The following is a 14,073-nucleotide window of genomic DNA, read 5'->3' on the forward strand; positions in this document are numbered from 1 at the left end:
ATAAATTGGTAAATTTTATATTATTGAAATGAAGAGGGAGGACAAAATGGATAAGGTTAAAGTAGAGATTACGAATTGTTATGGTATAAATCGTTTAGAAGCTGAATTTGATTTCACGGGTGCTAAGTCTACGCAAATTATCTATGCTCCAAATGGAGTAATGAAAACATCACTTGCTAATGTTTTTAATGATTACAGTAAAGGTTTTGAGTCAAAAGACCTGATATTTCCAACAAAAGACTCTCTGAGTGTTATTAATGATAGTGCTGGTGAGGCTGTTAATCCCGAATCAATATTTGTAATTAGACCTTATGAGAAATCTTTCAAATCAGATAGAATGTCCACGTTATTAGTAAAGGATGATTTAAGAAGACAATACGATGAAATTCATGAAAAAATTAATATAGAAAAAATTAAGCTGTTGCAAGTTTTAAAATCGGTAACAGGATTGAAAAATAAGATTGAAGAAGCTATGTGCACTTCTTTTGGTGCGGATTTAAATAGTTTTCTACAAGTTTTGAATCGACTTGAAGGTTGGGTTAAAGATGAAAGCGAATTGCCATATGGTCATATTATTTATGACAAAATATTTAATGAAAAAGTAATTGCTTTTTTAGAGACAGGAGATTTTAAAAATCAAATAAAAGAATACATAGAAAAATATGAGGAATTGATTAATAAATCTTCATTCTTCAAAAAATCGTTTAATCATTATCATGCTACAACAGTCCATAAAAATTTAAAGGACAACGGTTTCTTCAAAGGTGGTCATTCTATTAACCTTAATGTAAATGGGGAGAAGCAGGAGATAACTGACCAGAAGGAATTTTTAGAGTTGATAAAGGGTGCGAAAGAAGAAATCCTACAAGATAGTACTTTACAGGAGATTTTTAACAATATTGATAAGAAGATTTCTAATGCTCAATTAAGGGAGTTTAGGGAATATCTATTTGAAAATCAGGAAATTTTGACCGAATTAGCTGATTTGAGTATTTTTAAACAAAGGTTATGGGTGGCGTATTTAAAAGACAATAAGGATGTATATGATAATCTTTTAAGTGAATATAAAAAAGGGCAAGATGAAATCAAGGAGATTCTCGATAAAGCAAAAAATGGTGCAACGGATTGGGAAAACGTAATGAAAATCTTTAATGGAAGGTTTTATGTTCCATATAGATTAGGTATTAAAAATAAAGAGGATTCAGTTTTAAAAGATGTAGCACCAAGCATTGAGTACTATTATAAAGAAAGACCGGAAAATATAGATGAAGATTTATTATTAAAGGTATTAAGTCAAGGAGAAAAAAGAACACTATACCTATTAAATATTATCTTTGAAATAGAATCTAGGAAAAAGCAGGGGATAAAAACCCTTTTTATCGTAGATGATATTGCTGATTCATTTGATTATAAGAATAAGTATGCAATTATTGAATATTTAAAAGAAGTCTCGGAGCATGAAGATTTCTTCTCAATTATTTTAACTCATAATTTCGATTTCTTTAGAACGGTACAGGAAAGAATTAGTGGGAGTAGTAAGTATGCAGGCTCATTTATGGCAGTTAAAGAAAAAGATTATATAAGATTAGAGAATCTTAAGTATAGATATATAAGCAATCCGTTAAAGGATTGGAAACAGGATTTGTCAGACGATGCTAAGTTAGTAGCTTCGGTTACGTTCGCTAGAAATATTGCAGAGTATATTGGAGATAATGAAAATTTTAATAAATTAACATCGATTCTACATATGAAGGAAGAAACAACAGCTTTGACAATTAAGGATTTACATGGAATTTATAAGAGCATTTTTAGAGATTTAAGTGAACTTGAACTAGCAGATACTGATAAGAATCTGTATAGTATGATTTTTGAAGTAGCAGACCAGATTGTTAGTTCAAATTCGGAGTCGGTAGCTAATCTTGAAAATAAGGTTGTTTTATCAATTGCAATTAGATTAAACGCCGAGCTATATATGATAAAAAAGATTAATGATGATGAGTACGTTAGTGGGATAAAAAACAATCAAACTGGGAAATTAGTTGGTAAATTTAAGAAGTGCTTCCCAGAGGAATTAACAAGTATAGAGGTTCTTGAGAAAGTAAATATTATGACTCCAGAAAATATTCATCTAAACTCTTTCATGTTTGAGCCTATATTAGATATTTCAGACCATCATTTAAAACAATTATATAAAGATGTTCAGGATTTACTGGCTGACATAGAAATTACTGAGGCAATAGGGCAGGTTGCATCTGCACAATCTGACGAGTAAGAGATATCAATATAAACAGCACCTATCCATTAAAGTATTGCTATTTATTGCTTACTGAAATGGATAGGTGTTTTATATATGCCATTTGAGTTGTTTTTTATAATTATATTGATGCGGCATGGAAATTCTAGTCTATAATACTAAGATTATGAGTTATAATAAAACTACCATATACAGCACAGTTAAGGACTCCAAGGAGGCTCTTAACAATGAATGGAAGCATCAAAAAAGATAAGAAAACAGGAAAGTATTTTTATATTGTAGATATTGGTATTGACCCTTTAACAGGTAAAAGAAAGCAAAAGAAGAAAAGGGGATTTACTACCAAAAAAGAAGCAGAAAATGCTTTAACAAAGCTGCTTTCAGAAGTTCATACTGGGACATATGTAGAACCTAGTAAGCTACTTTATGGTGAGTATCTTGAGAGTTGGTTTAATACGAAAAAGCACAGTGTTGGTATGCAAACAGCAAAAGTGCTGAGAGGGTATTTAAACAGTCGTATTATTCCTTCACTAGGCAATATCAAATTAGCTAAGCTAACATCGTTGCATATGCAAAACTACGTTAATTCACTGCGAGACGAAGGTTTAAAGCGAGGAACAATTGAGAAGATAATCAAAATCATTCGGAACTCTCTTGAACATGCAATAGATTTGGAGTTAATCACCAAAAATGTTGCAGCTAAAACCAAGTTGCCTAAAGGTGATAAGGAAGAGTTAACTGTGTGGAACGAACAGGAAGTAAAATTGTTCTTAAAAGCTACACAGGATAGCAGATATTCCATTGTCTTTCATATGGCTCTTGTAACTGGAATGCGACAAGGTGAATTACTAGGGTTGCGGTGGAAAGATGTTGATTTAGAAAAGGGACATCTAACTATTAGCCAAACGTTAAGTCATGATGGGAAGACGTTCTTGGTTGGAGGAAAGACGAAATCAAGTTTAAGAAAGATACTACTACCTGCATCAACAGTATCAAAGTTGAAGAAGCATAGAGCAGTCGTATTGAAAGAGAAGCTGAGTCAAGGTGAGGAATACCAAGACAATGACTTGGTAATGTGTACTCCTTCTGGAACACCAATCAATCCTGCTAATGTTAGAAGAAGTTTAAACGCTTTGATTAAGAAAGCAGCTGTGCCAAAGATTCGATTTCACGATTTACGTCATACACATGCAACTCTGTTATTGGCTAAAGGCGTGAATGTGAAGGTAATTTCTGAACGGTTAGGGCACAGTAACATCAAAATAACACTAGACACTTATTCACATGTATTACCAACAATGCAAGAAGATGCAGTTAATAAAATAGAAGAGATTTTGTAGGGAATGTGACCAATTCTGTGACCACTGGTGTTGTAGAGTATGAGAGTACACAAATAAAAACCGCATCAAACGCTAATTTGACACGGTTTCTACAAATATGACCCCGGAGAGGCTCGAACTCACGACCTCCACCCTGTCAAGGTGGCGCTCTCCCTGCTGAGCTACGGGATCCCAACTATAAATATTACGACCAGCAATATGTTTTCATTCATATAATAAGATAATTTTTATAATTTATTGAATATTGTAACATTTGGTGTATTCCTATAATAGCAACAAACTTCAATAGTGTAAAGATGAAATTTTCGTAATATTAATGCTCGAATTTTTATATAAAAAATAAGCCCCGAAGAGCTTATTTTAATAATAATATCACCGCAATTATCAATGATAGTATCAAAAATACAATCATAAATAATGCAACTCAGTCATGAGCTATCGCCCTGTAACTGTCATTCCTGCTGTGTAAATTGTATCAATAGAACCGTCAGCGCCTTTTATTTCGACTTTATAACGATATGTTCCATCCTCATAAATATCATCGCCATATCCTGTGAAAGTTGCAATTTCATCATTGCTTCCAGCTGGGACCCATTGATTTTGCCAACGGAAGTTGGTTTCAAATTCTCCCCATCTATCGCCATATTTCTTTTCAAGGCTGACATTGTAATGAATTTCTTCAGCTCGGTCATTTGTAATTCTTGCAATTACGCTGTTACCAAAAGTAACTTGTGTAGAGTGTACCTGAACTGTAACACCGTTCACCGTTTCACCAGGACCACAAATGTAATGACAACCATCCCATTCGTCAGCATGTGCCTTCGGTGTATCAATGTTCATAGCTGTTAAACCGCCTAAAGCTAAAGCGCCTGTTAATAATACCTTACTAAATGCGTTCACTTGAAATTCCCCCTAAGTATATTCTCAATTCGTTCGATAGATATCACATTAATCTAATCGAACGTTTTTTCCTTAAGTGTATTCGCTATGAATCTTTCATCTTGTAGTAATCTAATCACTACATAAAATTTCATAGTTTTGATTCCATATATGTATCATGATTTATATAGAACAAATCTGTTAATAGGCTTTGGTTATTTACTTATTCCACTACTTCTTATTACCTTTTATTGGTAAAATGTTGGTTTTATTATATAACATTATTATCTATTTACAAGAGAAAATAATACTGTATGCAAAAATGCATAATAAAAAACACTGCTTGTATTCTAGATTACAGATTAAATGGAGTGTTGGGTTTCAATTAATATTTGAGTGGAACTTAATGCTAATTTTTATGCTTAACAGTATGCATATATCATCGTTTATTAAAGGCATAATTGATAAACCTTGTTCAGGGGACGCTCTTCCTGCTGAGCTAGAGAATCTTCAAAAGGGAAAGTATAAGCGATTATGCTAGTAATGTATGAAGGAATAATGATGAGAAGCGAATTTAGTAGAAAGTAGTCTTTGGATGTAGTGGTTATATTATTTACGATACCAATCCGAAGGACCTTCAGCACTCAAATCAACAAGAAAAGGGAGTAAGAAATGTAAAGGTAAGCTTATAAGTTCTGGCATAGCGTTCACCGTTTTCTTTGATAGATATTGTCTCATAAAACAATACGGACAATCCTTTTCAAATGTCACGAGTATTGCCCATACATCTTTTATTGTCCACTTCGTTTTACAATACGTACAACGCGTCATGAGGTTCCTCCTCATTTGAAGTTTTCTTCTAGTATACTCCATTCCATTGTAAGAAAGTCATTTGTATTTGGTGTGGTAAAATGTAAGTTATTTTATTTTTATGTGAATCTATTTAGTCATTTATGATCAATTACATATCATTTGATATTTTTGCAGAATGATAGATTTTCAGTTTCAATATGCCAATTGGCCAATATATCCTTTTTACAATTTACTGAAAATCATGTATAACAGAGATACATGATTATTTTATCTCGCTATTTGCGGGCAGTAAGATCCCTTACCTCGAAATTCAGCAAAAGTAAAGAAGTTAGGTTCGGGTCGGAATGCCCGTAAAAGTCCGATTCGTGAGGATTGATGAAAGTTTCACTTTATAAATATTCAGAAGTAGAGGGAGAAAAGTTGTAATGGTAAGAAAAACGTTCAAGATGCGCGTGTCTAAAAATAGAACGATTTCGATTAATGGATCGATTCTTGATGTGGATGTTACATATGATGAATTTTTACAAGAGTTTGTTGAGTGGGTTGATTCTAAAGGTTGGTCGTTTATGGGAATAACAGATGAGATTACGCCCGAGGAAGCTAGTCAAAAGTTAATAGATTCGTTGATTGATGAGAAGGATAAGAAAGAGTAATTCCTTCTTATTTTTATTGTATATTTATGTTCTTTATCGTAAAAGTATGATATAGTAAAAAATAGTGAAAATTCTTCCAATATAATACAAATTACATATGATTGGTAGATTTATTATTTTGTTAAGGAGTAAATGGAAAAGGGAGAGTCATATGGTAAATTTTAAGAAAATTTTGGTTTTTATTACAGTTATTTGTTCGTTTTTTTTGACGCCCATAACATTGCGTGCTGAGACGAATATTGGAGTAAATCCAGAACAAGTTGCACCACCACCTGCGGAAGGACCGAATGTTTTTAGTCAGTTTGCAACGACAATTGATGCAAAAACAGGAGATGTTTTGTATGACAAAAACGCATATCACCGCGCATTTCCTGCTAGTACGACGAAGGTGTTAACAGCGATTTTACTCATGGAGCATACAAAGCCAGAGGATCAATTTACATTTTCACAATTAGCATTAGATCAAGAGAAGAGTAATTATCAAATTGAGTTTCAACCTGGAGAGACAATTAATAGAAATACTGCGCTTATGATTTTAATGGTGCTGAGTGCGAATGATGTGTCGTATGCGATTGCGGAGCGGATTGGCGGGAGTGTTGAGAATTTCGCTAATATGATGAATGAGAAAGCGAAGCAATTGGGGGCGAAAGATAGCCACTTTGTAACACCGAATGGATTGCATGATCCGAACCATTATACGACGCCGTATGATATGGCTATGATTACGAAGGGTGTGCAAAAGTATCCTGAAATTTTACAAGCGATGAATACGAAAAGAACGACAGTTACGACGTCTAGGCAGACGGTGTCTATTTTTAATAAATCTAATTTTTTTGAAAATCCATATAGCATTGGCGGTAAGACAGGGTTTACGAATGAAGCACGTAATACACTTGTTTTATTAAATGAGAAAGATGGAAATCGTATTATAAGCGTAGTAATGGCTTCTCAAAGACCTGAAATTTATGAAGATTTGAAGCAGATGGCGGAATATTCTTTCGGTCAATTTACGAAGCAAATGGTGCTTGATAAACATAATTGGCATCAAAAAACAACATATTTAAATAAAGATGTTAATTCTGAGTTGGAACAAAGTGCGGAGCTTATGCTTAAGAAAGATGAAGGGAAAAATGTGAAAACTATTTTCCGGGCGGCTTCATTAGATAAAGAATCTTTATATCATAAAGGAATACATCGTGGTGAGGTAGTTGGTGCAGTTGATATTACGAAAAATAATCAAACAATTGCGACGGTAAATGTTCTTTCAACAGAAGATGTCACTTTTACGATGCCTAAAAAAGATACAACTATGCCTGAAGTAAAAGACTCAAATGTGAAAGTAATAAGTGTTGGGATAGGTGCGATTATATTATTTGGAGCAATTTTATATGTAGTGTTGCGCCGAAATACAAAAGGAATGAAATCAGAAGGTAAATAAATTACTAATAAAAAGACTGTGTAAAATTTTGGCACAGTCTTTTTTCTATATTTTAAATAACTAATAATTGTAAATTTTCTTATTGCAATAACTTAAAGTTCGTTATATCATTTACTTGTGTTCTTGTTAAAGAACAAAGTGGATATTGCATACTTCAAATAATATAAAACAACGGAGAGGGAGAGAGACGATGAAATTAATATGGAAGATAATTAGCAACGCGATCTCATTTGTTTTATTTGCATTGATGGTTTTTTTAGCTTTTGTAGTTATTTCTTCAAAAGCAAGCGGTGGTGATCCGACAGTGATGGGATATCAATTTAAGAGCGTTCTTTCAGGATCAATGGAGCCGACGTTTTTAACAGGATCAATCATTGCAATAGAACCAAACAAAGATGGTTCTAAATATCAAAAAGGTGATGTTATTACCTTTAAAGAGAAAGATCAAAAAATTATCACTCACCGTATTATCGGTGTGAAAGATACAAATGGAAAAGTAATGTATGAAACAAAAGGGGATAACAACAACGGACCAGATTTAGAGCCAGTACTTGCAGAAAATGTAGTTGGAAAGTATGCAGATATTACAGTTCCGTATGTTGGTTATTTACTGAATTATGCGAATTCAAAAGCGGGAGCAGCATTGCTTCTTATTATTCCAGGAGTCTTTTTACTTGGTTATTCCGCGATTTCTATTTTTGGCGCTATTCGTAGCATTGATGGAGAAAAGAAAGATAAAAAAGTAGAACAATCCGTCTAGTTCGTTTGGTTATACTTTCCTTTTAGGAAGTTAACAAATATATATTAAGGGGATATGGACATGACTTTAAAGAAAAAATTAGGAATGGGTATTACATCAGCAGTATTAGGAGCAGCGTTAGTTGGTGGAGGAACATTTGCATTTTTCAGTGATAAAGAAGTGTCAAACAATACATTTGCGGCTGGAACACTGGATTTAGCATTAAATCCATCAACAGTTGTTAACGTATCGAATTTAAAACCTGGGGATACAATTGAAAAAGAATTTAAACTAGAAAATAAAGGCTCTTTAAATATTAAAAAGGTTCTACTGAAAACAGATTATAATGTAGAAGATGTAAAGAAAGATAATAAAGATGATTTTGGTAAACATATTAAAGTAACATTCTTAAAAAATGTAGATAAGCATGAGACAATTGTGAAACAAACTACTTTAGATAAATTAAAAGGTGACACACTTACAGCTGTAGATAATGATTTATCGGCTTGGTTCTGGGATGAAAAAGGTATTTCAGCAGGTAAATCTGATAAATTCAAAGTGAAATTTGAGTTCGTTGATAATGGAAAAGATCAAAATCAATTCCAAGGCGATAAGTTACAATTAAATTGGACGTTTGATGCACAACAAACAGCAGGTGAAGAAAGATAATAAGAAAAAGGGCTATCACATGGATAGCCCTTTTTCTATTTTTCTAGTATTTGTCTATCAATTTTAATAGTTCTTTACTATAATATAGATAATGTTCTGTATAAAGAACGCAATGTTCGATGGGAGAGATTAAGATGCTGAAAAGACCGCGTAATTTTAAAAAGATGCTTATATTGCCGTGTATGTGTTCTATTACGTTTTATTTAGGATCTCAAATTATGACGCATACAGAAGCGGCGTTCATTCATGAAACGAAAGTAGAAGCGACGCTTTCTACAGCAATCATATTTCCGAAAACAGTTAATACGTTAAAAGAGCAATCTGAGAAACATAAACAGTTTATTGAGCGTGAGTATGGAACGATGAAGGGAAAATCGAAAGCAACTTCTATTGAAGAAATAAAACAGGCGATTTCTGTATGGCAACAAGGGCGTGAGAAAATTGTTGCTGAGAAGGAAGCCCTGCAAAATGTATATACTGAAATAGAAGCTCCTTACAATCAAATACAAGAAGAATTAAAGGTAAATAAAGATGAGTCGATGCAGCAAGTGTCCATATATGTAAATGAAGGCTTCCGCAGTATCAAAGAGAAGCGTGACTATATTGAGAAAGAAATTAGCTTGAAAGCTATTGATGAGCAAATTCAGGCTCTTCAGCAACAATTAAACGTTGCAATTGAAGCGGAAGGACAAAAGAAAGCAGAAGAACAGAAGAAAGCCGAAGAACAAAAGAAAATAGAAGAACAAAAGAAAATAGAAGAACAAAAGAAAATAGAAGAACAGAAGAAAATAGAAGAACAGAAGAAAGTAGAAGAACAGAAGAAAATAGAAGAACAGAAGAAAGTAGAAGAACAGAAGAAAGCAGAGGAACAGAAGAAAGTAGAAGAACAGAAGAAAGCAGAGGAACAAAAGAAAGCTGAAGAACAGAAAAAAGTAGAAGAGCAAAAGAAAGCGGAGTAACTGCTTTAGTGAAACAGCCGGAAAACAAGAATGTGGTGTAAGAGAGAGTGAACGAATAAGCAAGACTAGTAATATTTATACGAGTGTGAGGGAACGTTAGCCCTCACCTCTTTGTTTTTCTTTTTTCTTATAGTATTAAATGATTTGAGTGTGAAAAAAGTTATAAATTACCATTGTTTTTTTTTCTGAAAAGTCTAAATGATATTGAGAAATAAAAATAACTGAAAATATTAATAAATATGTGTTGTGTTTATATAGGGTTGTTCGTTATAATGAACATAAGGTTTTTAAAAAAGAACGCATATTAGCTAAGCTAATATAGTTTTCTTTACATCTCTTATTGAAAAATAAGTGATAAAAATATAAAAAAAAGCTAGGGGGAATTGATTGTGAGTCTGAAAAAGAAATTAGGTATGGGAGTTGCATCAGCAGCATTGGGGTTAGCTTTAATTGGTGGAGGAACATTTGCATTCTTTAGCGATAAAGAAGTATCAAACAATACATTTGCAGCTGGGACGTTAGACCTTACATTAAACCCTAAGACGCTTGTAGATATTAAAGATTTAAAACCAGGGGATTCTGTTAAGAAAGAGTTCTTATTACAAAACAGCGGTTCGTTAACTATTAAAGACGTTAAATTAGCAACAAAGTATACTGTTAAAGATGCAAAAGGTGATAATGCTGGTGAAGACTTTGGTAAGCACGTTAAAGTAAAATTCCTTTGGAACTGGGATAAACAAAGTGAGCCTGTATACGAAACAACTTTAGCAGACTTACAAAAAGTTGATCCAGATCTTTTAGCTAAAGATATCTTTGCTCCTGAGTGGGGAGAAAAGGGTGGATTAGCAGCTGGTACAGAGGATTATCTATGGGTACAATTTGAATTTGTAGATGATGGAAAAGACCAAAATATCTTCCAAGGTGATACATTGAATTTAGAATGGACATTCAATGCTAACCAAGAAGCTGGGGAAGAAAAATAATAAAAAAGCGGGTATTCCCGCTTTTTTTTATAAAGAAAAAGAAGTGCTGGTTGTAAGCACTTCTTTCTATTATTATTTTTGATTTTGCTTCCACTTTGTAAATTCAAGAAATTCACGAAATTGTTCTTTGGAGACACCAGAGTTCATTGCATCTTTAACGAGTTGTGTCCATTCGGAGTCTAGGTTAGTTTCCTTTGTTGTTTCATCATGAAGTAAAGTATCAACTGGAATTTGTAGAACTGCTGCGATCTTTTCAAGAAACTGAATGGAAGGGTTTTTTTGTAAATTTCGTTCTATAGAACTAATGTAAGATTTAGCAACGCCAGCTTTTTCGGCAAGTTCAGTTAATGAAATCCCTTTTTGTAAACGAAGGCGTTTTATACGTTCTCCAATCATATTTGCGCACCTTTCTATCAATATGTAGTTGTCTTATGATGTCATTATTATAACATAAACTTCGTTAAAAAGAACAAACCTATTGAGCCTGACTGGATGGCTTCATACGTTGGAAAAATTGCTCGATGTCTTGCATGGCGATACCAGCATCTAGAGCTTCAAGTATTAAATCAATCCATTCTTGATCCAGTGCGTCTGTCTTATCTTTGTACAAATGTAATTCCTCCCTAATTATCGGTCATAATTGCTGCTACAGAATACGTGATAATGCAATCCGCTTTTGTGTTTTATATAGTGAATTATCAAATATTGTGTAGATGAAACAAAGATAAAATCCCCATTAAACTCCCTCTATGGAAATTATAAATTGTTCGATAAAAACTTTCAATATTTTCAGAAAACATTGTTGAATTGTGATATATTCGTATGCTAACTATGAAATTTTTACAAATATATTAAAAACATTACATAATATGACTAAATATTGAAAAAATATTGAATTTTTAATAAAATTCAATTTGTAATACATATTATTTATTAGGGGAGGAAATAAGGGATGAACAAGAAACCGTTCAAAGTTTTGTCATCAATCGCATTGACAGCTGTATTAGGCCTTTCATTCGGAGCTGGCACTCAATCTGCATATGCTGAAACGCCTGTGAATAAAACAGCTACGAGCCCAGTTGATGATCATTTAATTCCGGAAGAACGTTTAGCAGATGCATTAAAAAAACGTGGGGTAATTGATTCGAAGGCTTCAGAGACAGAAACAAAGAAAGCAGTCGAAAAGTATGTAGAGAACAAAAAGGGTGAAAATCCTGGGAAAGAAGCAGCGAATGGGGACCAACTTACGAAAGATGCATCCGACTTTTTAAAGAAAGTGAAAGATGCGAAAGCAGACACGAAAGAAAAATTAAATCAACCAGCAACAGGCACACCTGCAGCGACAGGCCCAGTTAAAGGCGGTCTAAATGGTAAAGTACCAACTTCTCCAGCGAAACAAAAAGACTATAACGGTGAAGTTCGTAAAGACAAAGTACTCGTTTTACTTGTAGAGTACGCTGACTTTAAACATAATAATATCGACAAAGAGCCTGGATATATGTATTCTAACGATTTTAATAAAGAACATTATGAAAAAATGTTATTCGGCAACGAGCCATTCACATTAGATGATGGAAGTAAAATCGAAACGTTTAAACAATATTACGAAGAGCAATCTGGTGGTAGTTACACAGTGGACGGAACAGTTACAAAATGGTTAACAGTTCCTGGTAAGGCGGCTGATTACGGTGCAGATGCTGCTAGCGGCGGCCATGATAATAAAGGACCAAAAGGGCCACGTGATTTAGTAAAAGATGCTTTAAAAGCAGCTGTAGATAGTGGTATTGATTTATCAGAGTTCGACCAATTTGATCAATACGATGTAAATGGTGATGGAAATAAAAATCAACCAGACGGTTTAATCGATCACTTAATGATTATTCATGCGGGTGTTGGACAAGAAGCAGGCGGTGGTAAATTAGGCGATGATGCAATTTGGTCGCACCGTTGGACAGTTGGACCAAAGCCATTCCCAATTGAAGGTACACAAGCGAAAGTACCATATTGGGGTGGAAAGATGGCAGCATTCGACTACACAATTGAACCAGAAGATGGAGCGGTTGGTGTATTCGCACATGAATATGGTCACGATTTAGGTCTTCCAGATGAGTATGATACACAATATAGTGGTCAAGGTGAGCCGATTGAAGCTTGGTCTATTATGAGTGGCGGAAGCTGGGCTGGTAAAATCGCTGGAACGACGCCAACGAGTTTCTCACCACAAAATAAAGAGTTTTTCCAAAAAACAATCGGTGGTAACTGGGCAAATATCGTAGAAGTAGATTACGAGAAATTAAATAAAGGTATCGGTCTAGCGACATATTTGGATCAAAGTGTTACGAAATCTAACCGTCCGGGTATGATTCGTGTTAACTTACCAGACAAAGATATAAAAACAATTGAGCCGGCATTTGGAAAACAGTATTACTACAGCACAAAAGGTGATGATCTTCATACGAAGATGGAAACACCACTGTTCGATTTAACAAATGCAACGACTGCAAAATTTGACTTCAAATCATTATATGAAATTGAAGCAGAGTATGATTTCCTTGAAGTACACGCTGTAACGGAAGATGGTCAACAAACGTTAATTGAAAGACTTGGTGAGAAAGCAAATAGTGGAAATGCAGATTCGACAAATGGAAAATGGATTGACAAATCATATGATTTAAGTCAATTCAAAGGCAAGAAAGTAAAATTAACATTTGATTACATTACTGATGGTGGTTTAGCATTAAATGGATTCGCTCTTGATAATGCTTCATTAACAGTAGATGGTAAAGTAGTATTCTCTGATGACGCAGAAGGTACACCACAATTAAAATTAGATGGTTTCGTTGTATCTAACGGAACAGAGAAGAAAAAACATAACTACTATGTTGAGTGGAGAAACTATGCTGGGGCAGATAACGCGTTGAAATTTGCTCGCGGTCCAGTATTTAACACTGGTATGGTTGTATGGTATGCAGATTCAGCTTATACAGATAACTGGGTTGGTGTACATCCAGGACACGGTTTCCTTGGTGTAGTTGATTCTCATCCAGAAGCAATTGTTGGTACTTTAAATGGTAAACCAACAGTTAAGAGTAGTACACGATTCCAAATCGCTGATGCAGCGTTCTCATTCGACAAAACGCCAGCTTGGAAAGTCGTATCTCCAACGCGTGGAACATTTACGTATGATGGCTTAGCAGGCGTACCAAAGTTTGATGATTCTAAAACGTATATTAATCAACAGATTCCAGATGCAGGACGTATTTTACCGAAGCTTGGTTTGAAATTTGAAGTAGTAGGACAAGCTGATGATAATTCTGCAGGTGCTGTTCGTTTATATCGTTAATAC

Annotated in this window: 13 protein-coding genes and 1 tRNA gene; 9 read left to right on the forward strand and 5 right to left on the reverse strand. The window is 34.1% G+C overall.

Translation table 11 applies throughout. From position 1 onward, the window contains the following. Positions 1 to 46: 46 nt before the first annotated feature. Both NST86_RS06565 and NST86_RS06570 read left to right on the forward strand, forming a co-directional pair. Positions 47 to 2,272: a hypothetical protein gene (locus tag NST86_RS06565; protein WP_340933402.1), complete on the forward strand. Its 2,226-nt coding sequence runs from the start codon at positions 47 to 49 to the stop codon at positions 2,270 to 2,272. A 209-nt stretch (positions 2,273 to 2,481) separates the two neighbouring features. After that, positions 2,482 to 3,594, forward strand: a complete 1,113-nt coding sequence (locus NST86_RS06570) for a tyrosine-type recombinase/integrase (RefSeq protein WP_340933405.1) — start codon at positions 2,482 to 2,484, stop codon at positions 3,592 to 3,594. Between the two features lie 98 nt (positions 3,595 to 3,692). Here NST86_RS06570 and NST86_RS06575 read toward each other — a convergent pair. The 3 genes from NST86_RS06575 to NST86_RS06585 all read right to left on the reverse strand — a co-directional run bounded on the left by NST86_RS06575 (position 3,693) and on the right by NST86_RS06585 (position 5,304). Further along, positions 3,693 to 3,765: transfer RNA gene (locus NST86_RS06575), tRNA-Val, on the reverse strand. Between the two features lie 264 nt (positions 3,766 to 4,029). Beyond that, the gene (locus NST86_RS06580) at positions 4,030 to 4,494 is read right to left on the reverse strand and encodes a hypothetical protein (RefSeq protein WP_000991074.1); all 465 of its coding nucleotides are present in this window, start codon (positions 4,492 to 4,494) and stop codon (positions 4,030 to 4,032) included. A 588-nt stretch (positions 4,495 to 5,082) separates the two neighbouring features. Continuing rightward, positions 5,083 to 5,304, reverse strand: coding sequence for a hypothetical protein (locus NST86_RS06585; protein WP_000196289.1), 222 nt, complete (start codon positions 5,302 to 5,304; stop codon positions 5,083 to 5,085). Between the two features lie 407 nt (positions 5,305 to 5,711). Between NST86_RS06585 and NST86_RS06590 the strand changes: the two genes are divergently transcribed. The 6 genes from NST86_RS06590 (at position 5,712) to calY (ending at position 10,727) form a co-directional block, all read left to right on the forward strand. After that, positions 5,712 to 5,939: a hypothetical protein gene (locus tag NST86_RS06590; RefSeq protein ID WP_340933409.1), complete on the forward strand. Its 228-nt coding sequence runs from the start codon at positions 5,712 to 5,714 to the stop codon at positions 5,937 to 5,939. 151 nt (positions 5,940 to 6,090) lie between these two features. Next, positions 6,091 to 7,377, forward strand: coding sequence for a D-alanyl-D-alanine carboxypeptidase family protein (locus NST86_RS06595; protein ID WP_000247029.1), 1,287 nt, complete (start codon positions 6,091 to 6,093; stop codon positions 7,375 to 7,377). 190 nt (positions 7,378 to 7,567) lie between these two features. Beyond that, positions 7,568 to 8,137, forward strand: coding sequence for a signal peptidase I SipW (gene sipW / locus NST86_RS06600; RefSeq protein ID WP_000767792.1), 570 nt, complete (start codon positions 7,568 to 7,570; stop codon positions 8,135 to 8,137). Positions 8,138 to 8,197: 60 nt separating this feature from the next. Next, a complete protein-coding gene (locus tag NST86_RS06605) occupies positions 8,198 to 8,785 on the forward strand; it encodes a CalY family protein (protein WP_000172854.1) in 588 nt (195 codons plus the stop codon). 134 nt (positions 8,786 to 8,919) lie between these two features. Further along, the gene (locus NST86_RS06610; protein ID WP_140159085.1) at positions 8,920 to 9,744 is read left to right on the forward strand and encodes a DUF4047 domain-containing protein; all 825 of its coding nucleotides are present in this window, start codon (positions 8,920 to 8,922) and stop codon (positions 9,742 to 9,744) included. Between the two features lie 389 nt (positions 9,745 to 10,133). Further along, entirely contained in the window at positions 10,134 to 10,727 is a 594-nt protein-coding gene (calY, locus tag NST86_RS06615; protein WP_000053713.1) for a biofilm matrix protein CalY, read from the forward strand. A 72-nt stretch (positions 10,728 to 10,799) separates the two neighbouring features. Here the strand turns inward: calY and NST86_RS06620 are convergent, their stop codons facing one another. Both NST86_RS06620 and NST86_RS06625 read right to left on the reverse strand, forming a co-directional pair. Continuing rightward, on the reverse strand, positions 10,800 to 11,123 hold the full coding sequence (locus NST86_RS06620) for a helix-turn-helix domain-containing protein (RefSeq protein ID WP_000578885.1): 324 nt from the start codon (positions 11,121 to 11,123) through the stop codon (positions 10,800 to 10,802). Positions 11,124 to 11,202: 79 nt separating this feature from the next. Next, positions 11,203 to 11,337: an anti-repressor SinI family protein gene (locus tag NST86_RS06625; RefSeq protein ID WP_000276219.1), complete on the reverse strand. Its 135-nt coding sequence runs from the start codon at positions 11,335 to 11,337 to the stop codon at positions 11,203 to 11,205. A 342-nt stretch (positions 11,338 to 11,679) separates the two neighbouring features. Between NST86_RS06625 and inhA1 the strand changes: the two genes are divergently transcribed. Beyond that, positions 11,680 to 14,070 (forward strand): M6 family metalloprotease immune inhibitor InhA1, encoded by a 2,391-nt coding sequence (gene inhA1 / locus NST86_RS06630; protein WP_016117439.1) that lies wholly within the window; start codon positions 11,680 to 11,682, stop codon positions 14,068 to 14,070. The last annotated feature ends 3 nt before the right edge of the window (positions 14,071 to 14,073 follow it).

Source organism: Bacillus sp. FSL L8-0199 (assembly GCF_038005705.1).
In the GTDB taxonomy this organism is placed as follows: domain Bacteria; phylum Bacillota; class Bacilli; order Bacillales; family Bacillaceae_G; genus Bacillus_A; species Bacillus_A cereus.